The 25,175-nt window shown below is 60.1% G+C and carries 18 protein-coding genes and 4 pseudogenes; 12 read left to right on the top strand and 10 right to left on the bottom strand.

Features of this window, described 5'->3' with window-relative positions:
- Positions 1-922: 922 nt before the first annotated feature.
- Positions 923-1,516 carry a cytochrome b gene (locus NCS00_RS31125; protein ID WP_250442060.1) on the top strand — a complete coding sequence of 198 codons (594 nt, stop codon included), beginning with the start codon at positions 923-925 and terminating at the stop codon, positions 1,514-1,516.
- A gap of 872 nt (positions 1,517-2,388) precedes the next feature.
- Here NCS00_RS31125 and NCS00_RS31120 read toward each other — a convergent pair.
- The gene (locus NCS00_RS31120; protein WP_250442058.1) at positions 2,389-3,930 is read right to left on the bottom strand and encodes an integrase catalytic domain-containing protein; all 1,542 of its coding nucleotides are present in this window, start codon (positions 3,928-3,930) and stop codon (positions 2,389-2,391) included.
- A 974-nt stretch (positions 3,931-4,904) separates the two neighbouring features.
- On the opposite strand from NCS00_RS31120, the gene NCS00_RS31115 reads away from it, so the two are divergent.
- A complete protein-coding gene (locus NCS00_RS31115; RefSeq protein WP_250442056.1) occupies positions 4,905-6,008 on the top strand; it encodes a PAS domain-containing sensor histidine kinase in 1,104 nt (367 codons plus the stop codon).
- A 390-nt stretch (positions 6,009-6,398) separates the two neighbouring features.
- On the opposite strand, the pseudogene NCS00_RS31110 reads toward NCS00_RS31115, so the two are convergent.
- Both NCS00_RS31110 and NCS00_RS31105 read right to left on the bottom strand, forming a co-directional pair.
- Positions 6,399-7,056, bottom strand: a pseudogene (locus tag NCS00_RS31110) (winged helix-turn-helix domain-containing protein); the annotation flags it as partial.
- Complete coding sequence (locus NCS00_RS31105) at positions 6,971-7,348, bottom strand: hypothetical protein (protein WP_250442054.1); 378 nt, start codon at positions 7,346-7,348, stop codon at positions 6,971-6,973. The gene NCS00_RS31105 and the pseudogene NCS00_RS31110, both read right to left, overlap by 86 nt.
- A 678-nt stretch (positions 7,349-8,026) precedes the next feature.
- On the opposite strand from NCS00_RS31105, the gene NCS00_RS31100 reads away from it, so the two are divergent.
- The 6 genes from NCS00_RS31100 to NCS00_RS31075 all read left to right on the top strand — a co-directional run bounded on the left by NCS00_RS31100 (position 8,027) and on the right by NCS00_RS31075 (position 14,767).
- Positions 8,027-10,456, top strand: coding sequence for a two-partner secretion domain-containing protein (locus tag NCS00_RS31100; RefSeq protein ID WP_250442051.1), 2,430 nt, complete (start codon positions 8,027-8,029; stop codon positions 10,454-10,456).
- Positions 10,457-11,069: 613 nt separating this feature from the next.
- The gene (locus NCS00_RS31095) at positions 11,070-11,489 is read left to right on the top strand and encodes a DUF1924 domain-containing protein (protein ID WP_250442050.1); all 420 of its coding nucleotides are present in this window, start codon (positions 11,070-11,072) and stop codon (positions 11,487-11,489) included.
- Positions 11,490-11,536: 47 nt separating this feature from the next.
- Entirely contained in the window at positions 11,537-12,025 is a 489-nt protein-coding gene (locus NCS00_RS31090) for a diheme cytochrome c (RefSeq protein WP_250442048.1), read from the top strand.
- Positions 11,997-12,716 carry a cytochrome b/b6 domain-containing protein gene (locus NCS00_RS31085; RefSeq protein WP_250442046.1) on the top strand — a complete coding sequence of 240 codons (720 nt, stop codon included), beginning with the start codon at positions 11,997-11,999 and terminating at the stop codon, positions 12,714-12,716. The genes NCS00_RS31090 and NCS00_RS31085 overlap by 29 nt, the downstream gene beginning before the upstream one ends.
- Positions 12,717-12,746: 30 nt before the next feature.
- Positions 12,747-13,421 (top strand): winged helix-turn-helix domain-containing protein, encoded by a 675-nt coding sequence (locus NCS00_RS31080; protein ID WP_250442045.1) that lies wholly within the window; start codon positions 12,747-12,749, stop codon positions 13,419-13,421.
- Positions 13,418-14,767, top strand: a complete 1,350-nt coding sequence (locus NCS00_RS31075) for an ATP-binding protein (RefSeq protein WP_250442044.1) — start codon at positions 13,418-13,420, stop codon at positions 14,765-14,767. The genes NCS00_RS31080 and NCS00_RS31075 overlap by 4 nt, the downstream gene beginning before the upstream one ends.
- A gap of 291 nt (positions 14,768-15,058) precedes the next feature.
- On the opposite strand, the gene NCS00_RS31070 is transcribed toward NCS00_RS31075, so the two are convergent.
- Complete coding sequence (locus NCS00_RS31070; protein WP_250442087.1) at positions 15,059-17,350, bottom strand: heavy metal translocating P-type ATPase; 2,292 nt, start codon at positions 17,348-17,350, stop codon at positions 15,059-15,061.
- Positions 17,351-17,580: 230 nt separating this feature from the next.
- Here NCS00_RS31070 and NCS00_RS31065 point away from each other — a divergent pair, with 230 nt between their 5' ends.
- The 3 genes from NCS00_RS31065 (at position 17,581) to gspG (ending at position 19,865) form a co-directional block, all read left to right on the top strand.
- Positions 17,581-18,222 (top strand): SNARE-associated domain-containing protein, encoded by a 642-nt coding sequence (locus NCS00_RS31065; RefSeq protein WP_250442042.1) that lies wholly within the window; start codon positions 17,581-17,583, stop codon positions 18,220-18,222.
- Between the two features lie 345 nt (positions 18,223-18,567).
- Positions 18,568-19,047: a CreA family protein gene (locus NCS00_RS31060; protein ID WP_250442041.1), complete on the top strand. Its 480-nt coding sequence runs from the start codon at positions 18,568-18,570 to the stop codon at positions 19,045-19,047.
- Positions 19,048-19,445: 398 nt separating this feature from the next.
- Positions 19,446-19,865, top strand: a complete 420-nt coding sequence (gene gspG / locus NCS00_RS31055; RefSeq protein ID WP_350029746.1) for a type II secretion system major pseudopilin GspG — start codon at positions 19,446-19,448, stop codon at positions 19,863-19,865.
- A gap of 299 nt (positions 19,866-20,164) precedes the next feature.
- Here the strand turns inward: gspG and NCS00_RS31050 are convergent, their stop codons facing one another.
- From NCS00_RS31050 to NCS00_RS31040, 3 genes and pseudogenes are all read right to left on the bottom strand, one after another.
- Positions 20,165-20,524: a COG4315 family predicted lipoprotein gene (locus NCS00_RS31050; RefSeq protein ID WP_250442039.1), complete on the bottom strand. Its 360-nt coding sequence runs from the start codon at positions 20,522-20,524 to the stop codon at positions 20,165-20,167.
- Between the two features lie 33 nt (positions 20,525-20,557).
- On the bottom strand, positions 20,558-21,610 hold the full coding sequence (locus tag NCS00_RS31045; protein WP_250442037.1) for a YncE family protein: 1,053 nt from the start codon (positions 21,608-21,610) through the stop codon (positions 20,558-20,560).
- Positions 21,607-22,483 (bottom strand): annotated as a pseudogene (locus NCS00_RS31040) (MFS transporter); the annotation flags it as partial. The pseudogene NCS00_RS31040 and the gene NCS00_RS31045, both read right to left, overlap by 4 nt.
- Here NCS00_RS31040 and NCS00_RS31035 point away from each other — a divergent pair.
- A pseudogene (locus tag NCS00_RS31035) lies at positions 22,484-22,838 on the top strand (HoxN/HupN/NixA family nickel/cobalt transporter); the annotation flags it as partial.
- A gap of 293 nt (positions 22,839-23,131) precedes the next feature.
- Here the strand turns inward: NCS00_RS31035 and NCS00_RS31030 are convergent.
- The 3 genes and pseudogenes from NCS00_RS31030 to hpnK all read right to left on the bottom strand — a co-directional run.
- A pseudogene (locus tag NCS00_RS31030) lies at positions 23,132-23,272 on the bottom strand (hypothetical protein); the annotation flags it as partial.
- Positions 23,273-24,337 carry a lysylphosphatidylglycerol synthase domain-containing protein gene (locus NCS00_RS31025; RefSeq protein ID WP_250442036.1) on the bottom strand — a complete coding sequence of 355 codons (1,065 nt, stop codon included), beginning with the start codon at positions 24,335-24,337 and terminating at the stop codon, positions 23,273-23,275.
- Positions 24,334-25,173 carry a hopanoid biosynthesis-associated protein HpnK gene (gene hpnK, locus NCS00_RS31020; RefSeq protein WP_250442035.1) on the bottom strand — a complete coding sequence of 280 codons (840 nt, stop codon included), beginning with the start codon at positions 25,171-25,173 and terminating at the stop codon, positions 24,334-24,336. The genes NCS00_RS31025 and hpnK overlap by 4 nt, the downstream gene beginning before the upstream one ends.
- Positions 25,174-25,175 lie beyond the last annotated feature (2 nt).

Genomic DNA, 25,175 nt, shown 5'->3' with positions numbered 1-25,175 from the left:
CAAAGCCGATCAAGTGGAAGTATGACGATCCTTCACGTCGAATCCGCCAGGTGCCAAATCAATGACGCAGTCGACTAGTAAAGCGGTTTGTGCCTTGTGTCATGAGGCTCTGCCCCCTCAGGCAAATCCAGAATTTATACTCCAAAACTCAATCCCGATAATGAGTTCTATAACGAGTACATACTTTTCGACGCGGCCACTCATCGGCCGATACAGGCAGGGCGTGCAGTCACTTCCATCGATGAGGTGTAACTTCATGGGGGTTCCCTTTGCGAAAAGGCAAACGTCGTTGAAAGGCTCTGCGGATCAAATCTGTTGGCAGTCAACCGCAGGAAGACCCTGCGCGGGCCAATGACCAATAATCGCAATGGTTTGCATTTCAGAAGCGCTTCGCCGAAAAACACGTTTCGAAAACTTGCTCGACTGGCCAAGCGCTATGCCTTCCGTAAGTTTCCACGTCTAGAATCGCGAGAACGGACATTCGTGACGCTTTTTGCCTTCACGAAGTCGTCACCCATGCGAGGCAATTTTGGACCGAGATCTCGTCAGCATTGCTCGTGCGCATCTAAAGACAGCGTCGGTGGCGGCAATGCTCATGCAACGCACACAGCTTGTCAGCATCCTATTTTTTGGGGCGCGCGAGACCATGTTTGAGACGACGCGGCTTACATTGCTAGTGGTTGCGGCCATTATCCCGTTCGTGGCCGGGATACGGCTCATTAGCTACCCGGCGTACGCGTACACGACGGCAGAGGACGGGCTTCCGACCGGTGGTCGCCACCACCGTTTGGCACGCCCGCCGGGCGCCGTATTGCGCTTCTTGTACCGTCTGCATCATTGCTTTATAGGGGCAGCAGTACGCCCCCCCGCCCAGCCCCTCCCAAGATCCTAACCTCGGGCAGCAACTCACATATCAAAGCTTATGCCAAGTGAGAAGATTTCGAACGTTACCAACGTCACCACTCGAATCGCAGCGGGCGATGATCGAACCGCCTACGATAACACCTCAATCGTCCTTCATTGGCTAACCGTCGTTCTTGTGCTCACGCAGTTCGCTCTCGCGCAGATGTGGGGGTTCGCGCCGCGGCCAACCCGCCACCTCATGATCGTGGCGCACATGTCTTTCGGCATCGTCTTGGCGGCCGTGATCGTGCTGCGGATCGTGTGGCGTCTCTCACCGAAGCATGCGACGCCGCCTGCATCAGCCGGCTGGATCGAGCGTGCCGCTAAGGCTGTTCACTATCTCCTCTATGCCTTGCTGATTTCCGAGGCGGTGCTCGGATTTGTTCTTCGTTGGTCTGGCGATGAATCTATGAGCTTCTTCGGCCTGCAACTCCCACCTCCGTTCGCGCCATTCAGCAAGGCCGCCCATCACAACATCGGCGAAGCGCACGAACTGGTCGGATGGGCGATCATTGCCTTGGCGGTTTTTCACGCAATCGCCGCATTGTTTCATCACTTTGTCATGAGAGATGCCGTTCTGGTCCGAATGCTGCCGCATCTGAAGAAGCGGTGAGTCCAAGCGCTCATCGCGAGGATCAAAGACGTTTCTAGGCCGCGATATAGCCAGAAAGTACCGTGCGAAGGCGCACGGCTCACTCGGCATGGCGACCTGCTCCCTTGTGCTCGGCCGTCTTAACGACCGTCAGATATCATCCAAAGACTGATGTGCGATCGCCGACGCGGACGCATCACTCTCACACCGCCAGGCGCCTCTATGGCGCCGCGAATGGGACGTCGATCCTCGAGCATCGCGACAAGTGTTCCGAACAGCAGCAGGCCGGCCACTAACTCATGTGCCATCAATCTAACATGCAATTCGCGCTGTTTTCACGGCGCCGCGCCGTCTTCCGCGTCCAATTTGTGGGCCGAGAAAAACGGCATGCTGTCAGTCCTGGCGTCCGCGGATTGGATCTGGCGCATAACGCTGGGCCGACTTACGACATCACATCGCTTCGTCTTTCTGCGTAATGACCGGAGGTAGGCCCAGTCGCATCTGCGACCGCCGATATGCCGCGATGAATCTCGAATCACTATTCCTCATGCGCGCCAGCCAGTATTCCAGTTCCCGCTGACATTCATCACTGTCGATATCGGTAAAGCACTGCGATTCCACAGGCATCTGCGTGGCCGCCCAGTGGAACGCAAAGATCGTTTGCTGGTCAGCCAGCGCGAGTCGCAGATTACGCCTATCGCCCTGAGTCAACCATTGCGTTATTGCGGAAGACAGCGTTGCCTCGGTTTCGTCCGGTGCATATGCGAACGCGTGCGTGCCCCCTTCACGCGCGCTGCGCAAGTCACTTGTGGCGACAGCGACGACAAATTTAGTCGCCCGTGTTGCCTCACGGAATGATGTTACTCCCGGCTAGTTGTCACCGACGAATCGTTTTATGGTGAAGGCTGGCGCTGCGTAGCAGCGTCAGCCTTCACCACGTCTGCGTCGGCGCCGCTGAGTATCCGGGTCACCAGCTCCCTCGCTCGATCCGATCGCCACACTTTCACCCGGCGCTGCAGGGTGCGTAGTTGCGCGCCGGAATACAGCGTGGGAGCCATCGCGGTGAGGCGCTCGTATAGCTGCTTTGCCGTAATGCCGGGCTCGGTTTCAAGCCACTCCATTATCTTCGGCCAGGTATGTTCGAACGGATCTTCGCGAGTGCGCCAGTCATGTGGGACGCGCGCTTTGCGGTGATGCGTCGGTCGAATCTCGCCGGCCTGCCACGCTGTCCCCAGACTGGACAGGAAATCGGAGAGTGGAACCTCAGTTGCTGTCTTCGTCGACGCTGGCGGACCGCCTGCAGCGCTGCTTTGTGCAACGCGCTGTTGTGCTTCGCGAATTCGATGCAGCAGATCCAATGGATCGAGCCTACGAAACCGCGCGCGAAGGCTACGTTTGGTCGCCTCGGGAATAGATGGGGACCGCAAGACACGCTCAAGCGGCGTCAACGGAGCTTCATAGCGCTTCGTCACCTTTGCGCCGTGACGAGTCTTCGATTTCAATTTGAATGATGGCTGGAAGAAGTTGATGTACAGCCGTGACACTTGATAGAGAGAAGCAAGCGTTTCTGTGGCTTCAAGACCTCGTAGCCTGCCGTAGCCCACAAGGCGGCGGACGATGGCGCCATTTTTTTGCTCGACCCACGCTTGATCGTTCTTCTTATAGGCACGCGAGCGCGTCAGCTCGATACCCGTTGCCTTGCAGAAGTCGAAGACAGCCGCGTTCATGAAGGCGCTATCGTTATCGCAGTCCAAACCACGCAACGGAAACGGTAAGGCAGCGCTCACCTGCTCGATGTGCTCAAGAACGAACGCGCCGCTGCGAAACGGCATAGCGAGGCACTCGGTCCAACCCGTTGCGATATCCGTCATCACGAAGCTGTGTACAAAGTCGCCGTCGATCTTTGTACCACCGCAATGCTCAACGAAATCCACCTCGAGATAACCGGGTAGCGGGTCGTTCCAGTCAGTGAAGGTCCTGATTGGCACCGCGCGGCGAATCGCATTGCCGATTCCGCCAGCCCGCCGGCGCTGGCCGCTGAAGGCTTGCTCGCGCACATCCCGCAGCAGCCGATCAATGGTCGCGGCGCTGATCTGCTTGAGCCGCTGACGCAGGTCCTTCGACAGCGACAGATGACCATGCCGTGTCATCGAGTCGATCAGCGTCGGGATGAGCGCCTTCAGGCGTTTGCCGCAAATCCGGTCAGCAGCCTCCCATAGCGTGATCAGCGCGGCACGAACGTCATCGTCATAGCGTCGCTGCGGGCCTGGCTTCGCCCTCGGCGGCTGCGGCTCTCGGCACAGCATACGGATGGCGTGCTTACGATGATAGCCCGTCAATTCAACGAATTCGTCCAAGATTTGGCGCTTGTCGTTCCGGTCGGAGCGGCGGTACCGCTCTCCAACTGCCTCGGTCAATTCCCGTCGTGTTGTCATGCTGAGCCGCCTCGTCATAAGTCGCCCCCGCCAGCCGTCTGACAGGTAGCAAAATACTTGAGGCAACGAGCCTAGCTCGGTAACAAAAAACCTGAGTCAATGCGTCGCCCGGACGTCGGGCGATGCGCTGAGCGGCGCGGATACTGCAACCCCTAACCACGCAGAGAGAGTAACTAACACCACAGCAAATTTCATAAGGGGCGGCCGGGTCAGTGTCTTCAGATGGACGGCGACGATGCGGCCATGGTTGCAAGTCGCGGGATGCCGTCCCTGGCAGCTTCAAGTCGACGTCCGGGCTCGATGGGGGCAACCCAGCCTTGACATTCGCGCTCTTGCCGCCCTTCGCACCGGTTCGATCGTCATCGCCTCGAACGCGACCCTCTCAGCGTTTCCCACGCAAATTGCTGCCCTTACTTCAACGCGTCTCTTCAAGTCGAAGCGAAGCTTCCAGAACCTCTGTTGACGATGCAATGAACTGACGCGCCCACTCAATTGCATCGCGCTCTGCAATCGCCTTCGTCGGTCTCACGGCGCCGAGATAAAAGTGAGCCTTCGGCACTTCAATCGGTTTGCGATAGTCGTGCTGGCGAGAATGCGGCGCGTCCGCGATTCACCCGTCAACCCGTAGCGGGAAAATGTCAAGGGAAAACGGCTCGATCGAGTACATGACGGCTCCAGCGAGGCCCACCGCCTACATTACGCGCCCATTCCGATCGACGACTGATCTAGGTCATAGCGGGTCCAGCGGGTCGTTTTTCCTGGCCAAAAGCGATGCGTCGAGCGACTCATAAGCAACTCATTAAGTAAGAAAAATTTCACCGGCTCACGGCTTTTCCTTTCCATCGCCATGTTTTACATTGTCGAGAGTAGATCGCCAGTACCTATTGCCGCCCTTCGTGCCGCTCGGGCACGCCTGCCAATTGCCAGAAGACCCTAACTGCCCGGTGGAGGCGAAGCTTTCAATGGAGGCTGCCGTGACTCAGAATTTCTCGCGCGACCGCTTCGCAAATTTCAGTGCCGTCGATATCGATCACCGCTACCGGCTTCTGATCGAGGCAGTCCAGGACTATGCGATCTTCATGCTCGACCGTTCGGGGATTGTCGTGAGCTGGAACCCCGGCGCTCAGCGGGCGAAAGGCTATTCTGCCGATGAGATCGTGGGCCGGCACTTTTCGGTCTTCTATACGGACGACGACGCACAAGCGGGCAAGCCCGCGCGACTGCTGGCTGCCGCCAAGGCCCAAGGCCGCGTCGAGGATCAAGGCTGGCGCATCCGCAAAGACGGCAGTCGGTTTTGGGCGCAGGTCGTCATCACCGCGGTGCAGGATGAGCAAGGAGAGCACGTCGGGTTCGCCAAGATCACGCGAGACCTGACCGAGTCGCTGCGACTCAAAGAGCTCGAGCGCGTCGCAGCGGATTCAGCGCTGGTTCAGCACGCTCAGGAAAATGAAAGAAAGCGCATTGCTCGTGAATTGCACGATGACCTCGGTCAGCGAATCTCAGCATTGAAGATGACGCTGACGTTGCACCAGACGGAAATTCAAGGATACTTGCCACGCGACGGTTCGGGCTCTCTTACTGGCATTCGAGACCTTTCCAATCAAATCGACGAGATGGCTGCGGCCACGCGACGGCTCGCGGCCGACCTACGGCCGCCTGTACTCGATAATCTGGGGCTAGCGGCAGCGGTGGAATGGATGGCAGAGAACTTCCAGCAGCGCTATGGCGTGCCCACGCGTTGCGAGATCAGGATTGAGGATCTCCGTTTCAACGACCTCGCTTCGATCTCGCTTTTCCGCGTCGTCCAAGAAGCACTTACGAACGTTGCACGTCACTCTAAAGCTACTGCGGTGGCGGTCACGCTGTCCACGGACGGCGACGACTGCCACGTACGGGTTCGTGACGACGGCGTGGGCCTTCCGAGAGAATGGAAGCTGCGCCCCGATGCCTTCGGCATGCGCGGCATGCGCGAGCGGATCACGCAACTCGGCGGAGACCTCTGCGTCGACGGTAGCCCGGGCGACGGCGTGACGGTTGCCGCCAGAGTGCCTCTGTCGCGAATCACGGCTGAAAATTGATTGCATTAGTGCACGCTATTTCGCCTCCCCTCATCGACCTACGGGCCGTTGCGACGGCGCCGGGCAAGCGTCCCGATTTGAGCGACCGCCATCGAGAACTCGCTGGTCTTGTCGTAAAGATGATCAGCCCCCGCCGCGGCAGCTGCGCGACGAACTGCCGACGACGCATGATTGGTCAGGACGATTTTCGTTGCGGTACAGCCGCGGCCACTCAGTGACTGATGACATTCAGACCATTCCCCCACCCGAAGGTGCAAGTCGACAACCACAACCTCGGGCATGAGCGCGGAGATTTCTCCGAGTGCGGTGGCAACCTCGCCTGATGGTTCCGACCACTTTCGCTAGTCCGGAGGACCCGACGAGTGCAACTACTGAGACTTACGTAAGTCATCCATGCGTGCTGTCGAGATATTCGCGCACCACGCCGCGTCTGTGCTGCGCAGCGCCATCCCACACGACCAACAACTTGCGCTGGAACTGCGTGCGCAACGCCTTGAGAAATTCCACGATCTGCGCGCTCTTGATTGCGCCATCGCCCAGGTGCGCACGCGCGTGGGACGCTCCGAGAGAACACGATCAGTCGTCGTTCGGCGGCACACTTTTTTGAGCGCGGGCCAAGTTTTGCGCTTCCAAGTCAGCACAGCTTGCTCATTGCGTTCGATGGCCCGGCGCTCTGGCTTTTCCGAACTGAAGCCCAGCGCGCCCAGCAGTCGCCAGACATGGACCTCGCTGAAGGTGATGCCATACAGTCGCTCGATGAGCGTACGCGTTTGAGTGTTTGAGTGTCCCCAACTCGGTACCGAAACCGTGTGCCAATGGACCTTGCAGCAGCGCTACGCGCAAGCCCTCCGACTGGCCCACATCCAACTGCGCTGGCCGGCCCGTGGTCATGACGCGTAACGCCTCGATGCCGCCTTCGTCCAGACGGGCCTTATGCCGTCTGCCGCGCCACGCCAACGGCCTTAGCGGCTTCGGCTGGCGTCATGCCCGCCAGCATGAGGCGTCCAGGTCGCATTCGCTTGCGCGTCGCTTCGTCCATCTTGGCCATGAACCTCATCAGTCATCAGGGCGATGATCGTATAACGCTCAAGCCGAACATCGGTTGCCATGGATTTAGTAAAAGTCAATAGTCGCCGAAGCACAGTGCCGGAAGCTTCAACAACATAAACAGAGAGTTTGAGAATTTGTTGGTCCACAGCACACGCTCCAACCGATTCGATGCTGGATAAGCGGTCTTTGCCGAAACCATCGCGGTGGCCGACCAAGCGTCCGGCAGCTTCGCCAGCCCAGCGTTGACTTAGATCATCTTGCGTCGATCGGCCATTGTTTGCTGTCTTCACCGATCTCCGAGGCGACGAACCCGATCCGTTTTAGATGCGTTAGCTAATTCCTGTACTCACTCTTTCTGGCGCTCGATGTTTTCCTGCGCCCTCTGTATATCGTAGGCGGCCCTGCTCAGTTGGGCTTCCGCCTCCTCAATCCGTGTACGGTCCATCGCGGCCTCCGAGGCGGGCGGCAAGCAATGAGCCTGCTCGCCGCAGCATAGCGCGTACCAGTGCCGCAATGTACGTGCGATTCGTTCGCGGAGCTGCGTCTACGTTTCGCATCGATTTCCCGAGCACCGGGGGTGGATTGGACATACACTAAACAAGCTGACAGGCAACTGTCAGGACGAGCATTTTCAGTGCATGTTCGGGTCGACCCTCATCTGCCGTTCGACATGCGGTAGCTCGAACTGTTTCTTGGTGACTTATACCCGTCGCCGATCCGGCTCTTTGATCCAATAAAGGATGAACCCTGCGACCCGCGAACTCAGGGCCGAGCCAGTTTGGAGGTCATCGCCGCGAACGCGTGGACTGGCGCACCGGAGTTGTGCTCGCGTTTTTGCTCGTTTAGTTGATATCGATCAAAGCGGACGGAGCCTGCGGTTGCAGTATTCCTTGAAAGTAGCCTCCGGGCGACTTTACACCGCCACTTTAGTTCGTGTCTCGACGCAAGGCGCACTGCGGGAGCCCATCATGCTGCGCTGTCTCGACCGGCATCAGTTTGCTATCGCCCACCATCCCATAACCCTCTGGCACTTGCAGGCGAGGCGAGGTTTTCCAACGTTGCGAGTGCGACCGCTCGCGTTCATTGGTCTGCAACTCCTTTTGTGCATTTCGCTAGCGCGCGCAGCGCCGCCAATGCTGCCGAAAGGCGGGCACTTCGTCGCCGGTAGCGGCTCCATCGCCGACGGCGGCCAATCGCTGACGGTCAATCAGACCTCCTCGCGCGGCATCGTCGACTGGTGCAACTTTTCCATTGGCAGAGGCCGGACTGTCATGTTTGACAACGGCTCCGGGGCAACGCTCAATCGCGTTACCGGCAGCGATGCGTCTGTCATTCTCGGCCGTCTCAGCGCGACTGGGACGGTCTATCTGATCAACCTCCAAGGCGTGGTCATCGGCCCAAGTGGCGTCGTGGCAACGGGCGGCCGCTTCGTCGCATCCTCGCTCAACGTCGACAACAATGCGTTCATGGCCGGAGGCTCGCTCAGCTTTTTCGGGGGCGGCAACGGCGTGGTGATGAATCTCGGCAAGATCGGCTCGTCGGGTGCTGATGTGATTCTGGTCTCTCGCACCGCCGTGATCAATGCGGGCGAGATTGATGCGGCGAAAGGCACGACCGAGCTTGCGGTAGGAAACCAGGTACTGTTGCAGGATTCGGCCAGCAGCCGGCAAGTGTTCGTGCGGGCCGGGAGTAAGGGCAACGCATCCAACGCGGGCGCCATTCGCGCTGCGCAAGTCAACCTGCAGGCCGCCGACGGCAATGTCTACGCGCTTGCGGGCAACAGCGCGGCGATCCGCGCCACTGGCACCGCCACCCGCGACGGCCATGTTTGGCTCGTCGCAGAAAAGGGCGCCGTACATGCGAACGGCGCAATCGAGGCGGCGGACAGCAGCAACACCGGCGGCACCGTCGAGACTCTCGCGAACGAGCTCGATGTGCGCGGTGCTACAGTGCAGGCCGGCGACTGGAAGCTCGGCGCGCCCAATCTGACAATCGACAGCGCGACCGCTAACACACTCTCGCGCACCCTCAAAAAAGGAACTTCCGTCGATGCGGAGGCCAATGGAACGAACGGCGCGACGGGCGACCTGGCAGTCAGGGGGGATGTGAAATGGACAGGCGACTCTTCCCTTACGCTGGGTGCGGTCCATAACGTGACGATTGCATCTAACGCGACTATGAGTAACACAGGTGCGGGTTCTCTCACGATGCGCTCCGATGCCGCTGGCGTCAACAACGCAAGCGCGGTCATTAACCAGGGGACAATCGACTGGTCTAACAGTCGGGGCATTGTCAGTATCCTTTACGATATGAACGGTAATTATTCGCCCGGTAAAATCGTATCTAATCCTAAGTGGAGTGCGGCCCCGTACAGCGGGCTTGTCACGCAAGTCACTGCATACAAACTCGTCAACACACTCGACGATCTCGGCAAGGTTTCACAGAATCTCGTGGGTAACTATGCACTGGGGAAGGACGTCGATGCAAATGCAACTACGTATCAAAACTTCTTCAGACCTATCGGGGAAACAGCCGACGCGCCGTTCACCGGCCAGTTCGATGGCTTCGGGCATTCCATAACCGGCCTTACCGTGTGGCTTCCTAATAGAGGTCCGGACCAGCCGCTGATCGAATACGTCGGTCTGTTTGGTGTAATCGGCGCGACGGGCATCGTGCGCAACATTAATGTATCTGCATCAATATTCGGAGAATGGGCCAACGCTGGCCTCATTTCGGGTAGAAACGATGGGACTATCGCATACGTGAAGACATCGGGCGGTTCAGGAGGCTACAGTTTCGGAAATGGAGGCAACGGCGGGGTCGCCGGTATCAACAATGGTTTGATCGAACGATCCTCCAGCAGCGCGGACCTTGGCTATGGTGGCGGGCTGGTCGGCTGGAATACGCCGACAGGGACGGTGGTTCAATCATTCGCTAGCGGTACTACGAGAGGAGGCAACCATGGCATTCCGGGCGGTCTCGCAACAGCGAACGCTGGGGTAATCAAACAATCTTATGCCACCGGCGTGGTGTCAGCCTTTGGCTACGGCGGCGGCCTTGTCTCTTCGAACGGCCCCACAGGCGTTATTGATGAATCCTTCGCAACAGGCTGGGTAGCAAGTCCTGCTGGGTTGCTGGATCAAAAGCTCGGCGGTATCACCGCTGTAAACCAAGGGAAGATCAGCAACACGGTATATTGGGACAAAGAGACGACAACACAAACGACTGCGACGGGATCCAACACGGGCTCTGCCCCCCCCAATATTAACGGGCTTACCACTGCACAGATGGGCACCGCGACGAGCTTCGCCGGATGGGACTTTGGTGCTGGTGGCGTTTGGGCCATGCCTGCGGGAGCCACACATCCGATATTGCAGTGGCAGGCCGTGGCTAATTGACGCTTGTGCATATTCAACGAACGTTCCGAGACGCGGCTGTCAACGTGGAACAGGCGGCGCCCTTCGGCAAGGTCTTCCCGACGCGCCCCTCCATAGCCGAATCCGGAAATCCATGGGCTGAGGTCGAACGGCCCGCCGGGACTGACCGCCGAACTTCCCTAGTCGACCACCCATAGCCGACGCCGCGTTGTCACGGATCCAAAGGCAGGTATCAAAGTGGAGCGGTCATCCAAGCGGCTTCTCAGTGTGACAGTAGCCCCGATTTCGGGCTCTGGGGCCGACCCCAATGTCAGTAGCCGCTGCGCAAATCGGTGGTGACGAGAAGTGAGCGCGCCCAGTGAATCGCCGATTGCCGCTGCCATGAGCTGCCAGGACGTTCCTCCGAGCGACGTCAAATTAGACGACGTATCGACGGGCAACTTTAGGGTCCAGCGGCGCGAGCTTCGCACCGCGACGCCTACTCCTCCTTTACTGCCCGAAGTAGCCGGTTATTGAACAGGGCGTAGAACATCCGCCGTGACAACGGACCGGCAGGGGCGTCATCGAGGAAACGGCGCTTAAGACTCCGGTAAGGAAGGCCGCACAACATGGTCAATATCCACTGGAGGATCTCATGAGCAGATCGCTTCTTTCGTTGCGGCGTTTGCGCGCAGCTCTCTTTCTGATTGCGACCGCTACTGCAATGGCCGCAGCCAACGCTGCTGCCCCTTCTGAACTTCTTGGTTCCTACCAGGCGCAGTCGGACGGTGCAGCGCCACTCCCTTCGCGGGGGCAGCTCTTCTTTAATTCTTCGCATGGTCATGAGTGGACTTGCGCCACGTGCCACGGCGCAATCCCCACACGGACGGGCAAGCATGCGGCCACGGGCAAGGCAATCACTCCTCTCGCTCCTGCGTTCAACCCGGAGCGATTCAGCGACGCGGCGAAAACCGAGAAATGGTTTCGTCGCAATTGCAACGACGTGGTCGGACGGGAGTGCACCTCAGCCGAAAAGGCAGATCTGCTGGCGTGGCTGCTGACGCTGAAACCGTAAGCGACTTCTCTCCTCGAACGAACCTCTTCCTGACAGGACCGTTTCCGATGCCAATGAATCTCGTGCCCCGTTCTGTAGGAGTTTGGGTTGGCGCTCTGCTCGCGTCACTGGCGGCTTCCAGCGTGACGGCCGATGTTGATGAGACGCGTAACCAGGTCAACCTCCTGCCGAAGTATCGGCAGGAATGCGCGTCGTGCCATATCGCCTACCCGCCGGGTATGTTGTCCGCAGGATCGTGGCAACGCATTCTGAGCAATATGTCCCACCATTTCGGCACCGATGCCTCGCTTGACGCTGACTCCGTCAAGCAAATCTCGACGTGGCTTGCTGCGAATTCGTCGGGAGACACAGGGGCGCACGCGTCACCGCCCGAGGATCGCATTACCCGCTCGACGTGGTTCCGACAGGAGCACGCAGAGGTGTCCGCGGCTGTATGGAAACGTCCAGCAGTCAGGAGCGCATCGAATTGCACCGCGTGCCATACCCATGCAGATCAAGGAAATTTCAATGAACACTTCATCCAGATGCCGCGATAACAACGCCGCGGGGGACGCCGACGACAGCCGTATCCTGGTCTGGGATGCGCCCGTACGCCTGTTTCACTGGCTGTTCGCGGCGTGCTTTGCGGGTGCATGGCTGACGGCGGAAAGCGAACATTGGCGGCTCGTCCACGTCACGCTAGGTTATACGGCGGGCGGTCTCGTGATCTTTCGGCTAGGGTGGGGACTGATCGGAACGAAGTACGCCCGTTTCTCGAGCTTCGTTCGCGGACCCGCCCGCGCGTGGCAGTATGTCCTTGATCTCTTGCGTGGCCGCCCACAACGTCATGTCGGCCACAACCCGGCAGGCGCCGTCGTCATCGTCACCATGCTAGCTTTGGCGTGCGCATTGACCATCACCGGTTGGGCGACCTATAACGATGCGGGCGGAACGTGGCTGGGTGAAGTGCACGAGAGCGTGGCCAATCTGATGCTAGCGCTGGTTGGGATACACATAGCGGGTGTCGTCGTGAGTAGCTGGCTCCATCGGGAAAACCTCATCGGCGCGATGGTCAGCGGACTCAAATCCGGACAACCCGATGAAGGCGTTCGACACGCATGGCGAAGTGTTGCCGCGCTGATGCTGATAGCAGTGCTCGCGTTCTGGTGGTGGCAATGGCAGGGTGAACCCATGTTGCCCTTGTTCGGACATGATGTCGCTGCAGGGCAGCAAAGGCCGTCCGAATGATGGCGCTGACTGACAAAACGGTCTTGTAAAATGAGGATACTGCTTATCGAAGACGATCCCTTGCTAGGCGATGGCGTTCGTGCCGGCCTACGACAGGCAGGATTCCAGGTTGACTGGGTACGTGACGGCGCCGCCGCCGAGACCGAGTTGCGTAACGATGTGTACGCGGCGGCCGTCCTTGATCTCGGGCTGCCGCGCAAGGATGGGATTGAAGTACTATCGTCGGTGCGTCGCGCTGGCGTGACCTTGCCGGTACTCGTGCTGACTGCACGCGACACCGTTCCTGACCGTGTCCGTGGACTGGACATCGGCGCCGACGATTACGTCGTCAAGCCCATTGACTTGCAGGAACTCGCGGCTCGGCTACGGGCACTGGTACGTCGCGCGCACGGAGTGTCGCAGGAAGCCCTGCGCATTCAAAACGTCGCCCTCGAACCCGCGACGCGATGCGTCTACAAGAATGAGGAGCCGGTAACGCTTTCCTCGCGCGAATTCGATCTGTTGCAGACCCTCATGCTGAACGCGGGCCGTGTGCTGTCCCGTGAGCAACTCGAGCAAGCCATTTACGGTTGGGGGCAGGAGGTGGAAAGCAACGCAGTGGAAGTGCACATTCATCGCCTTCGTACCAAGCTCGGCAGCGACCTGATCAAGACAGTTCGTGGCGTCGGCTATGTTTTGATGCTCGAGGACTCCGCCACGCGATGATTCTGCCGCGTTCACTACAAGGCCGTCTGCTGGTCCTGGTGATCGGCGTCGTGGTCGGCGTCTGGCTGATTACCGCGCTGTTCATCTGGCGCGACGCACGTAAGGAACTTGATGAACTGCTCGACAGTCATCTCGCTCAGGCCGCAGCGCTACTAGTCATCCAGCAAACTCAGTCGATCGACGACGATGACACCATCGATTCGCGCGTGCCCCACCCCTATGCGCCTAAGGTTGTTTTTCAGATATTTCATGACGGGCAAGCGGTGATCCGGTCTGCCAACGCACCGACCGAGCCCATGATCCCTGGGGATCGTCACATCGATAAAGGTTTCGCGACTGTGCAGATTAATGGGGAAGCTTGGCGCGTGTTTTCAATGCGCACGCTCAGAGAAGACACCCGCGTGTACGTCGGTGAGCGTGTCGATTCCCGCACCGCGATACTGCTCGCCGTATTGCGCGGCACGCTCTGGCCGATGGCCCTTGCCCTGCCGCTTTTAGGAATTGCGACTGGGTGGGCGGTGCGGCAAGCCGTAGCACCCCTCAAACGACTGGGTCGTACGATCGCCCTGCGTGGCCCCGATGATCTTGCGCCTGTCGTAATGCCGCAAACGCCCGCCGAAATGTCCCCAGTACTCGATGCGCTCAATCAGCTCTTCGTCCGCATTCAGACTGTATGGGAGGCTGAGCGCCGTTTTACTGCGGATGCAGCCCACGAGTTGCGCACGCCGATCGCGGCGGTTCGAACGCAGGCCCAGGTCGCGCTGGCCGAAACGGATGACACGCTTCGCCAACACGCGTTGCGCGCTACCCTAGAAGGGTGTGACCGTGCGACACGTCTCGTGGACCAATTGTTGGTTCTATCGCGACTCGAGTCTGGAGCGACACTCGAACTGACGACCGTCGATCTCAGCGCGCTCGCGCAACGGGTGGTCGCAGAACTGGCGCCGAGGTCGCTCGCTAAGCGGCAGTCATTGGAATTCGACGGTGCGAAGTATTGCCATGTCTCAGGCGACGAAACGTTGCTCGCCGCTCTGGTGCGAAATCTCGTGGACAATGCCATCCGCTACAGCCCGCCTGGCGCATCCGTGCGGATCAAGACCGAAACGAACCAAGACCGAGCCGTGCTGTCGGTCGAGGACAGCGGCCCGGGGCTCGCAGATGCGGATCGGTCGAGACTTGGCGACCGCTTCTTCCGAGTTTCGGGCACGGCCGAAAGCGGCAGCGGCCTGGGCTGGTCGATCGTGCAGCGAATCGTGGACCTTCACGCAGCGGCGGTCAACGTGCGTCGGTCCAGCGATCTCGGGGGGCTCAAAGTCGAGATCAGGTGGTACGCGGTCGGCATCTGATTCGAAATGCCATAGCGCCTGCACGCCGATTACAGCTACTTCGAGCGATCAACGATCTATCCTCACCCGGACCGACGCAAGAGTTCGCCTTAATCAAGCAACCGAGCCGCTACGTCTCGATGACGCCGCGCGGCTCCTCGACGCTCAACTGTTCGTCCCGGGCACGCTTCGAAAGCGTGAGATAGCGCGGAGCATACCCGGCAGCGTCGCCCGAGCCGGTCGCGCGTACTACGCCCCCCCGGGCTGCTTCAGGCGAACGCGGCTTGATACGATTAGTTGGGCGATTTTTCTTTAACGTCCTTCCTCTAACGAGTGAAACAATTCATCTTCTTGTGCGCAATGCAGGCGCACGATTGCGTCAAGTCCATACAGTAGACGCTGGAACTCGCTCAGACCAGCGGCATCGGGACCCTGAGATGGCACGTTCTCCGTCATTTGTCGGAGCAAGCGGGTAATTCGAAAAATCTCGCGGTGAGTGGCGCTCATTGCCGCCAGCGGGTCCTCTCCGCCGACAAGACGTGCCACGCCTGGATACACCTCCAGGTCATCGCGCCGCTCATGCGGCACAAGCTGACCTTCGAGCATCTCGTTCACGATCGCGAGCGCCCCGGCAACCGATGTAACTGGCATACGCGGCAGCTTGTCCGCGAGTTCCCTGATTCGGTCCATCACCGGCCCGAGCTCGAGGTGCTCGGTTTGGAGGTTATCCGCATCACTATGAGAAAGGGAGCCGACAGTTTCCGTCGATCGTATTCGCAAGACTCGCAGCGCGTTTGCAATGACGGCGATATCGATGATCTCCTGAAGTATCGCGCCCAGCAGAGGCGGCAAAAATCCGAAGGCGGCGACAGCCATTGCTGCAAACGAAAGCGCCATCCCCGCCATCACGCTCTGCAAAGCGATTCGCCTCGTCTGGCGCGCCACTCGCACCCCCTCGACAAGCCTGTCCAGCCGATCGACCAGCAAGACGACGTCGGCTGCTTCTGACGATGCCGCGGCTCCCCGTGCACCCATCGCAACGCCAACATCGGCGGCCGCGAGCGCGGGGGCGTCGTTGATGCCATCGCCGATCATGATGACCGTCCCTTCCCGACGCGCTGCCCGAATCGCCTCGAGCTTGCCTGACGGTGTCTGCTCTGACATCACTTCGGTCACGCCGAGCATGGCGCCGACGGTCTCGGCAACGTCGCGACGGTCCCCCGTGAGCATGACGAAGCGTCCAATGCCTTCCCGTCGCAACAGCCGCAGTGCGCGGGGTGTCTCCAGGCGGATCTGATCGGCCATCTGGAGGGCGCCCATCATGGCGCCGTCCACGCCGACAAATACGGCGGAAGCGCCCTCATACGCCACGCGCTGAAGGAACGCTGCGCTCCACGGGGCTGGCGTTGCCAGCGACGACACAAAAGCAAACGAACCGATGGCGACGGTATGGCCTTCTACTTCGCCCTGCACGCCGGCGCCGGGCTGCTCAACGACCTGGCGAGGTGCTGCAAGGACCAGATCGCGCTCGCGCGCGGCCGTTGTCACTGATTCCGAGATGACGTGGGCAGAGGCCTGACCGAGAGACGCAGCGAAGCGCAACACAGTCTCGGGTGAAGCGCCTGGGGCAGTTTCTATTGAAACGAGGCGTGCGTATCCGCCTGTCAGCGTTCCTGTTTTGTCGAAGAAAAGTACGCTGGCCCGCGCCAGCCTTTCCAGTGCCCCACCGCCTTTGACCAGCACCCCACGTCTGGCGCAGCGCGACATGCCGGAGACGACGGCCACAGGGACCGCAAGAATCAGCGGGCAAGGCGTGGCGACGACAAGTACTGCGAGAGCCCGAACCACGTCGCCGGTTGCGAGCCAGCTTCCTCCCGCAAGCACCAGTGCAGCGAGCACGAAAAGCAGCGCAACACGGTCGGCAAGACGCGTTGCTGGACTCCGTTCATGCTGAGCGGACTCCACCATGCGGACGATCCCGGCAAACGTGCTGTCTCCGGCGCTCGCAGCAGCGATCATCTCGAACGCGGCTCCCACGTTGACGACACCACTACTCACCGATTCCCCCGGCGATCGCTGTCGGATGACGGACTCGCCGGTGAGCGTGGATTCGTCGAGTTGCGCGTGGCCTACGAGCGAGCCGTCGACGGGAACGAACTCGCCATTTCGAACGAGCAGAGGATCGCCTGGACGCACGGTGTCCAATTCAACGCGGCGCCACTCACCGGCTTCGAATCGATTGGCCTGACGCGGAGCGCGACTCAAGAGCGCGGTCATTTCCCGACGCGCCCGCTGCTCTGCATATTGTTCGAGCGCCCGTCCACTCGCGACCATCAAAGCAATCACCGCGGCCGTCAGAAATTCGCTGAGACACAGAGCGAACCCGATCGCAAGCAGGGCCAGCACATCGACGCCCGCTTCTTGCCGCCGCAGCGCCTTCACAACGGACACCAATAGCGCGAGCAGGACGGGCAAGGTTCCAGCTGTCCAGAGGGCGTGCGCGACTGCGCCATTGCCGGACATGACGAACGGTAAGCCTGCAATCAGGCTTACCGCCGAGATCAGCAGCAGTGCAAAATCGGCTGAGTCTAACAGGCGTGACATGACGGGTTGATAGAAATGAGTCGAGATCCGACGCGGGACGAGTCTCTGCGGGTCAATTTGAACCGCGAGCAGAGTCAAAGTGTATGGACGCATCCCTTACATTTGCTTGATCAGCATCAACTATCCCTCTCCACCGGATGGGATCCTTGCTGCGACCTGATTGATCCGTGTCAACCCTGGCGTCCCGTCGCACGAGCAAGCTCGAAAGAATGTCAATCGGCGGGGGTGCCATGTCGACGCTGGCAACGCTGTTCGTTGTCGTACTGCTGCTCAAACTCGTGCCTGCGTTCGCGCCGCCCACATGGATAGCCATGTCCTGGGTCGGGTTCAATTACTCCAAGGGCAATCCATTCGTATTTGCCATCGTTGCCGCGAGCGCAGCAACCATTGGACGGCTGGTGCTGCCCAGGTCTTCGCGCTCCCTGGTGCGAGGACGGCTGATGCGCGAATCCGACCGGGAAAACATTGATGCGGTTGAAGTGTGGCTGAAGAAGCGCAGAAAGCTGACAGTTGGCGCCTTCTTCTTATATGCCCTGGGTCCGCTTCCTTTCAACTACCTGTTCATCGCGTATGGCCTGTCGGGGTTGCCACTCCGAGTCATCGGCGTCGGTTTCTTTGTCGGCCGTCCGATCAGCTATTCAGTCTGGGCTCATCTTGGACGGTTCGCTTCCGCGTTCGTCGATCCAGAGTCCGAGTTCGAAGGCGGATATCTGAGTGGCTACTTCATCATTACCCAGTTGACCCTGCTCACTCTCGTGTACTTGCTTATGAAGTTTGACTGGAAGATGCTGATTGAGCAACGCAAGCTAAGGTGGCGACGCCCTGTCAGCGGTCCGCCTGTCGCAGAGCACGGCCGGACCACGAAAGATTGAGCACATCGATACAAGGCGTCGATTGTTCATAGCGCTACCTCTCGAACCACCGAGATGGATCGCACCTAACACTCTGTTCAAACCGAGCATTCTTCGGTGGCGGACAAGATCAAGAATACTCAAAGATGCAACGAGCGGCTGCAAGATCATGCGACGCGAAACTGAGTGTCGGCGTAAGTCGCTCGATGGGGCTCCAATTGATTGCAACTCGATGCCGTTTAGTCGGCCATACGTTGACGTGCATCAGATCTCGACATGCGCGCGGTCATAGGCTGGCTGAAACACCAAGTACGACCGTCCACGGGACTTCGTCTTCGCCACCAGAACAATTTCAGGAGATGTGTCATGGCACGCAGCCTTGTCCTTGTTTCGAATGTGGCAACCGCACTTGCCATTTTCCTGTCCTCGCTCGCTCATGGCGAGCAATTGGCGAGAATCTCGACGCATTCACAGCGCTACGGTGGTCAAATCGACATCTCCGCTTATAACGATCCCCTTTTGAAGGGCGTCGCCTGCTACGTTTCAAGATCACACGACGAAAATGCCCTGGGTGGAAACTCTCCGCCGACGCGTACGCCTGACGCGCAGGCTTCGTGTCATCAAGTAGGCAAGCTGACGATGCCAAGCCAGGTCCCCAAACAGGCGCAGGTGTTCGACGAGTCCGTGGATCCAATCTTCAGGGTCGTTCACGTATTCCGGATTCTCGATCCGAGCAGGCTAACGGTGCTGTATTTCAGTTACACGGAAAGTGAACTCGCAGGGGACCTGCCTGGTCATGTTGACGTGATCCGATTGCCTATACGCGGCCGGCAAACCGCGGAATAAGAGATGGCCATCCATTCGTTCACGTTGCCGAGGAATGCGCCCAGGTCTCGGCTGCACTTCGATCACACGAGCGCGCCTGTATGTTCCGGCGAACATCGCGTCGGCCCCTTCTCCCTGGAGGGCCCGTTCTCTCCGTCAACATTCTGCCCGGTCTGTTTCCGCACGGGGCACCCCTGTTGCGCGCCAACCCCGCTCGACCGCGTTCCTGCCATCCGCGACAGAGAATTGCTAGACTGGGCGGTTCCCGAATGCCCACTCGAGCAGCTAAAGGTTCTCGGTCGTAAGTAAGCAGACGCGCCAATACAGATATCGCTCCCTACACATCCTCTTAATTTAAATAGAAACTTGGCCAAGCAGATGTGGAAGCAACGCTGCAAAACAAGAAGCAGCTGGTTAAAGTGCGCAGTCATGGCGGCTTCACGCTGGTCGAAATCATGGTCGTGATCGCGATTCTTGGCATTCTCGCCGCACTGATCGTGCCGAAGGTCATGAGCCGTCCGGACGAGGCGCGCCGCGTCGCCGCGCACCAAGAGATCGGTACCATCATGCAGGCGCTCAAGCTGTATCGCCTGGATAACGGCCGGTATCCGACGCAGGAGCAGGGGTTGCGCTCGCTGATCAAAAAGCCATCAACCGATCCGGTGCCGAACAACTGGAGGGACAGCGGCTATCTGGAGCACCTGCCAAACGATCCGTGGGGCGGCCAGTATCAGTATCTGAATCCGGGCGTGCACGGCGAAATCGACGTGTTCAGCTATGGAGCGGACACCAAAGCAGGTGGCGAAGGCAACGATTCCGACGTCGGCTCCTGGGAGTAACCTTAGCAATGCGAAGCCGAAATTCGGCCGGAACCAGTGTGGAAATGGCGGATGGCGAGTCGGCTGGATCTCCTTGTACAGCTGAACCGCATCAATGAACCGTTCGCGGCACCTCGAACGCGGCTGACGTGGTGGTCAAACGCCGTCGGAGCAGTCGTTGGAGTCGAAAGACCCCTGATTGGAGCGGTGCAGTCATCCGCCGGCCTCCGCCTGACTTCTCAGAAAAAATTTGCTGGCTGTTCGCTCGGACAAACTTTTCGGCGTCAATGTGAATCAAGGTCTCAGTCTAACAAGCCCAATTAACGCGGCTGCACACTATGCCAGACGGTGTTGAGACCGTCGCCGGCGCGATCGCCGGGCTTCTTGTCCATCAACCCGCGATAGAGCGGTTTGCCGTCATACGTCCACTGGCGCTCGCCGTTGGCAGTATCGACCAGCCCAAGTTTTCCATTTGGCGAGTCACCCGGGCTCGCCAGTGCGGGCGGGAAGTTTCTCGCGCAGTCGCCCTCGCAGGCATTGGCATCCGGCGCACCTTGCCCGCTAAACGAATAGAGCGTCATGCCGTGTTCATCGACGATTCGGCCGTTGTTCACTCGAGGTGATGCCGCGCTCGCCGAGACGGCGGCAACCAGCGTAACCAATCCGACTAGGGCTTTCATGTCGATTCTCCGGTTGGTTGCATTGAACCTTTGTTACTGCGGCGCCAAGATCCGCAGCATCGGTCGTCCTTCGACACTCTTTAGCGGGAAGTACGAGTAATGCGTTTTGGCGTCGACGTAAACCACGTGAGCGTTCGGCCCGACCTGTCCATCAGCCAGATGCCGAACGCCTTTCGCATCCGCCTCGAATATCGAGGTCACGCCTTGTTCGCCCGCAACGTACACCGTGTGACTCGATGAATCGAATGCGAGAACGTCCGGATCAGCACCAACGTCGAAGGATTGCGAAACGCGCTTCGTCTGCAGATCCAGCACCAGCATCCGGTCGTTACCTTCGCACGCAATGAATCCGAGGCGAAGGTTTGGCACGATCAACAGGCCGTGATTGCCCTTGGCACCTGGCAAGTCAATGCGCGCGACGATGGCATCCTTTGTGGGATCGATTTCAATGAGTTGCTGCCGCGTCTGGACGTTCACGAAGACGTGGTGCGAGACGGAATCGTATTGCGTGTTACCGACCTCACCACCCAGCGCAATGGTGGCGACGCGTCGGGTCGTTGTTGTGTCGATGACCGTCTCGGTCTTTCCTGTCTCATCAGAGACGTAGAGCTTGTGAACCTCGGGGGCGTAAGCCATCCCGTCCGGATAGCTGCCGCCCGGCATTCGCGCCACGACTTTCAGTGTCTTCTCATCGATGGCCACGATCTCATCGGTCCCGGTAGCCGATGCGAACACTCGACCGAGTTCCGGGACGACGAGCACACCATGCACCTCCGCAACATCGGGAATCGTCGCGACGACACGGTTGGCATCGGTGTCGAAGACGACCACTTCCCCGTCACCAAGATGGGCGATGAACAGTAGATGGCGCGCCGGGTCCGCGCTTTCATAGTCGAAGCGAGTCGCACGACCAGACAACGGCACGTCCGCAACATGACGGAGCGGCAGGTTAGTCGGCACGGGATTGCTCGACGCCGCAATCGCAATCGGCGCAACGGGCGCATCAAGCGATACCGACACAACGGCAAGAATCGTGATCACTCGAACCAACCGAGCCCATCTGTGGACGTTCATCGACATGCTCATGCGCTTTCTCCACGGGGCGGCACGCGACGAAACGCACCGAGCAACGCCAGGTCGTACGCGATCTTGAGCACGCCGCACGCGACCAAAAGGCGCGCCCAACCAGCCGAATCCGATCAGGCCGCCCGCGAGGGTTGGCGCCACCGCCGCGGCGAGGCTACGCGGCACGGCTGTGAAGCTCGCAGCTGCCGCGCGTTCAGCGGGCGTGACGATTGCCATCACGTATGCACTGCGAGTGGGCACATCGAGTTGCGACAGCGCGCTTCGCATCAACAACATGAGCAATGCAACCGGCAGAGACGAGGCAAACGCTGCTGGGATCAGGCATAGGCTTGCTGGAATGTGCGTGAAGACCATTGTGTTGAGCAAACCGATCCTGCGCGCAAGTGGCGCTGCTTCGAGTTGCGAGGCTGCGCTGAGTAAGCCCGTGCAGAAGAAGAACTGTCCAGCTGTGGTGATGGACAGATCGAAGCGCGTAATCAGCCACAGAGTAAGAAGCGCATTCACGACCAGCCCTCCGGCGAAGGCGTCGACGCTAAAGAGCAACGCAAGGCGCGTCACCACGCAACGTGACGGACCCAACGGTGCATGCTGTGTCGTGGAAACGGATCGTTGAGCCAGCATCTGCAGATACAGCACAGCAATCGCCACGCCGGACAACGCGTAGATCACGAACATCCCTCTCATGGCAGTGAGTGCAGGAATGCCGAAACGCGAATTGATCCAATCTGGCGTGCCCGCAAGCAGCGCGCCGAGTGCGCCTGAGAGGGCGCCCAGGAAGCTGTAGCGTGCGAAGAGCACGGTGCGGACATGCCCCGATGAGAATTCAGCTAGACAGGCATGCTCAATCGGCAGAAACAAGCTCACATCGCCGGCAACACGCATGAATTCGCGCACGCGAATGACATCAAGCGGCGCTTTGCGAACAAGGATGTCACCACGGGACAGATCATCATGTTCGGCCTGACCGGCGGACTCGTACCATGTCCGGCGTCGATCACTGTCCTCTTGCTTTGTGTTCAGTTGAAACAATTCGTGCTCGGAGCAGGTCTCGTCGTGTGTTTTAGCATCGGGCTGGCGCTCACGATGGTCGCGTCTGGAACGATTGCGGCGCTGAGCGTGAAACAGGTATCGAAGAAGTGGAGCGGCGCCGCATTTCTCGAGCGCTCTGATACTGATCGTCGGCTTCTACATGGCTTACCAGGGTGCCTCTGCATTGAATTCGGTGTGACCTCTGCCCCTCACCCATCCAAACTTCAACACGTGACTCGAATGGCTCGTTTGAACTTATCTCAGCCATTCGAGCGGCAGAGCTTCGTCCTCGCGGAACGGCAGATACTGGCCGGACTCAGACGTTGCTCTGCAGCTCGCCGCCCAGCCCTGCCGAACTTGCCTTCGCTGGTGACACATTTGATTCGCTCCGGGAAGCGGTTGCCTTGCAAGGCTCAGGGGGCACGGGCCTGCGTTCTACGGCGAGTTGACAAATTTATTGGCGCAAAAGTGACAGATTCATTACGGTCTACGGAACAACAGCGCGAAGGTCGCCGAGCCGATCAGATACCCCAGATTCAGCGACATGGACATCCGATCGCCGCCCGCTTCGCCGAGCGTCGTCGCGGCAATCTCGACGATGCAGAAGAACAGCGTGTGTCCAGAACTTTGGATTCACCTTTCATTAGGATACGTTTCGGTTTCAAGTGTTGCAGTTTTCTTGGAGCGACTCGGCGTTACGTCGACAAGTTCGCGCGGTCCTCCCGCGCGGCGCACGCGCTCGACGACGAGCCACGATGCAAGCGCCAGGCCGCTCGACAGCACTTCGCGCATGCGCTTGACGAGCGCGAGCGACAGCGCCGCCTCCGTGCCGATGCCGGCGAGCTGGCTCGTCAGCACGATGGCGGCATCCTGCACGCCGACGCCGAGCGGCACGAAAAAGGCCACATGCCGCGCAATTTGCGCGACGGCTTCGATGGCGACGGCGTCGGAGAACGTCACGGGCACGCCCATCACCCAGAGCGCGAAGAAGTTCTCGATGGCGCCCGCGGCCTGCCCCGCGAGTTGCCACGCGAGCGCGGCGAGCCACGCGCGAGGACGTTGCGCCAGCGCGCGCAAGGCGGCGTCGAGCCGTCGCGATTGACCCGCGCGCAGCAGCGGACTGTGGCCGAGCACGCGCCGCGCGTGCGCCATCAGCACATCGAACGGCGCGCCGCGACGCAGCCACCAGGCGCATGCGGCGAGCGCTGCGAGCGTCGCCGCGCTCGCCGCTCCAAGCGGCCACAACGCGCGATGCAACACGACCGAATGCGCAAGCGCGGCGATCCCGAATAGCGCGAAGATCGCCTGCATGCCGAGCGTGACGAGCACCTCCACGATCACCGACGCGATGACGGCCGATGAATCGCGCAGCCTCCAGCACACGAGCCGCACGCCGACCACTTCGCCGCCCACGCTCGCGACCGGCAGCAGGCGGCTCACGCCATCGCGTACGTTCGCGGTCCACCATACGAAGCGATACGGCACGGTGCGCGCGAGCAGAATCCACCAGCCGAGCGCATCGAGCGCGAGCGGCAACGCTCGATACGGCACGAGCAGAAGCAACGGCAGCCATGCATGCATGATCCGCTCGCTGGCGTGGCCGATGCTCTCGCGCAGCGAGTAGACGATCACGGTCGCCAGGACGAGCGCGAGCACGCCCGGCCACGCCGTGGCGGCAGCGTTGTGTAGCGACTTCACGCGCGCCCCGCGCCGAATACGTCGGAGAAGCCGCCAAGCGCGACGCCGCGCGCACGCGCCGCCGCGAGCGCCTGGCGCACGCGCGGCGACAGGAGCGCGTCGAGTTCGTCGGCGTGCCGGTAGTCGCGCATCGAAGCCGTAATGGGCGTGTCGCCCGCCACCGCAGGATGACCGTAGATCTCGCCGACTCGCCTATCGTTCACGTCGATGCCGGCGAGCGCCGCGAGCCACGCTGCCTCGTCCAGGCGCCCCGTCTGCGTCATGCCGACCACGTAGTCGTTATGCGCGATGCCCGCGCGCGCCAGACGCCGGCGCGTTAGCGCCATCCACGGCTTGAGCCACAACGGGGCGCTCGCTTCCGATGGCAGGCGCATCGCGCGCATGCCGTATTCGCGACCGATCGAGAGTATCAGCGAAAGAACCACCGGATGCACGTGCAGATGCTTGTGCGTGTTCACGTGGTCGAGCGCCAGCCCGGTCGCGCGAAACGCGTCGAACTGCGCTCGAATTTCCTCGGCGAGCTGACGGCGCACATGGGGAAGCAATGCATAACGCAGGCCGTCTTTCAGCGGCGCATCGCGCATCCATCCGTTTTCGTCGGTCAACGCGGGAATCCGCGACGCGCCGAGCGTCGACAGTCCGTCGGCCAGCACCACATGCAGCCCCACGCGAAGCGACGGACACTGCCGCGCGCGCTCGAGGGCATCCCGCGCGGCAGGTGCCGCGACCATCAGGCTGGCGCACCCGAGGACGCCTTCGCGATGCGCGCGGATCACCGCCTCGTTGACGCGCTCGTGCAGGCCGAAGTCGTCGGCAGTGACGATCAACGCTCGCATGC

Origin of the sequence: Caballeronia sp. AZ1_KS37 (assembly GCF_023631165.1) — a bacterium.
GTDB lineage: Bacteria > Pseudomonadota > Gammaproteobacteria > Burkholderiales > Burkholderiaceae > Caballeronia > Caballeronia zhejiangensis.
The sequence above is the reverse complement of the archived record's forward strand: the minus strand, read 5'-3'. Positions and strand labels throughout refer to the sequence as shown.

Excerpts from the sequence above, each read along its gene's own strand:
- NCS00_RS31125 (WP_250442060.1), top strand. The coding sequence starts at position 923 with ATGCCAAGTGAGAAGATTTCGAACGTTACCAACGTCACCACTCGAATC.
- NCS00_RS31120 (WP_250442058.1), bottom strand. The coding sequence starts at position 3,930 with ATGACAACACGACGGGAATTGACCGAGGCAGTTGGAGAGCGGTACCGC.
- NCS00_RS31100 (WP_250442051.1), top strand. The coding sequence starts at position 8,027 with ATGCTGCGCTGTCTCGACCGGCATCAGTTTGCTATCGCCCACCATCCC.
- NCS00_RS31095 (WP_250442050.1), top strand. The coding sequence starts at position 11,070 with ATGAGCAGATCGCTTCTTTCGTTGCGGCGTTTGCGCGCAGCTCTCTTT.
- NCS00_RS31090 (WP_250442048.1), top strand. The coding sequence starts at position 11,537 with ATGCCAATGAATCTCGTGCCCCGTTCTGTAGGAGTTTGGGTTGGCGCT.
- NCS00_RS31085 (WP_250442046.1), top strand. The coding sequence starts at position 11,997 with ATGAACACTTCATCCAGATGCCGCGATAACAACGCCGCGGGGGACGCC.
- NCS00_RS31080 (WP_250442045.1), top strand. The coding sequence starts at position 12,747 with ATGAGGATACTGCTTATCGAAGACGATCCCTTGCTAGGCGATGGCGTT.
- NCS00_RS31075 (WP_250442044.1), top strand. The coding sequence starts at position 13,418 with ATGATTCTGCCGCGTTCACTACAAGGCCGTCTGCTGGTCCTGGTGATC.
- NCS00_RS31070 (WP_250442087.1), bottom strand. The coding sequence starts at position 17,350 with ATGTCACGCCTGTTAGACTCAGCCGATTTTGCACTGCTGCTGATCTCG.
- NCS00_RS31065 (WP_250442042.1), top strand. The coding sequence starts at position 17,581 with ATGTCGACGCTGGCAACGCTGTTCGTTGTCGTACTGCTGCTCAAACTC.
- NCS00_RS31060 (WP_250442041.1), top strand. The coding sequence starts at position 18,568 with ATGGCACGCAGCCTTGTCCTTGTTTCGAATGTGGCAACCGCACTTGCC.
- NCS00_RS31050 (WP_250442039.1), bottom strand. The coding sequence starts at position 20,524 with ATGAAAGCCCTAGTCGGATTGGTTACGCTGGTTGCCGCCGTCTCGGCG.
- NCS00_RS31045 (WP_250442037.1), bottom strand. The coding sequence starts at position 21,610 with ATGAGCATGTCGATGAACGTCCACAGATGGGCTCGGTTGGTTCGAGTG.
- hpnK (WP_250442035.1), bottom strand. The coding sequence starts at position 25,173 with ATGCGAGCGTTGATCGTCACTGCCGACGACTTCGGCCTGCACGAGCGC.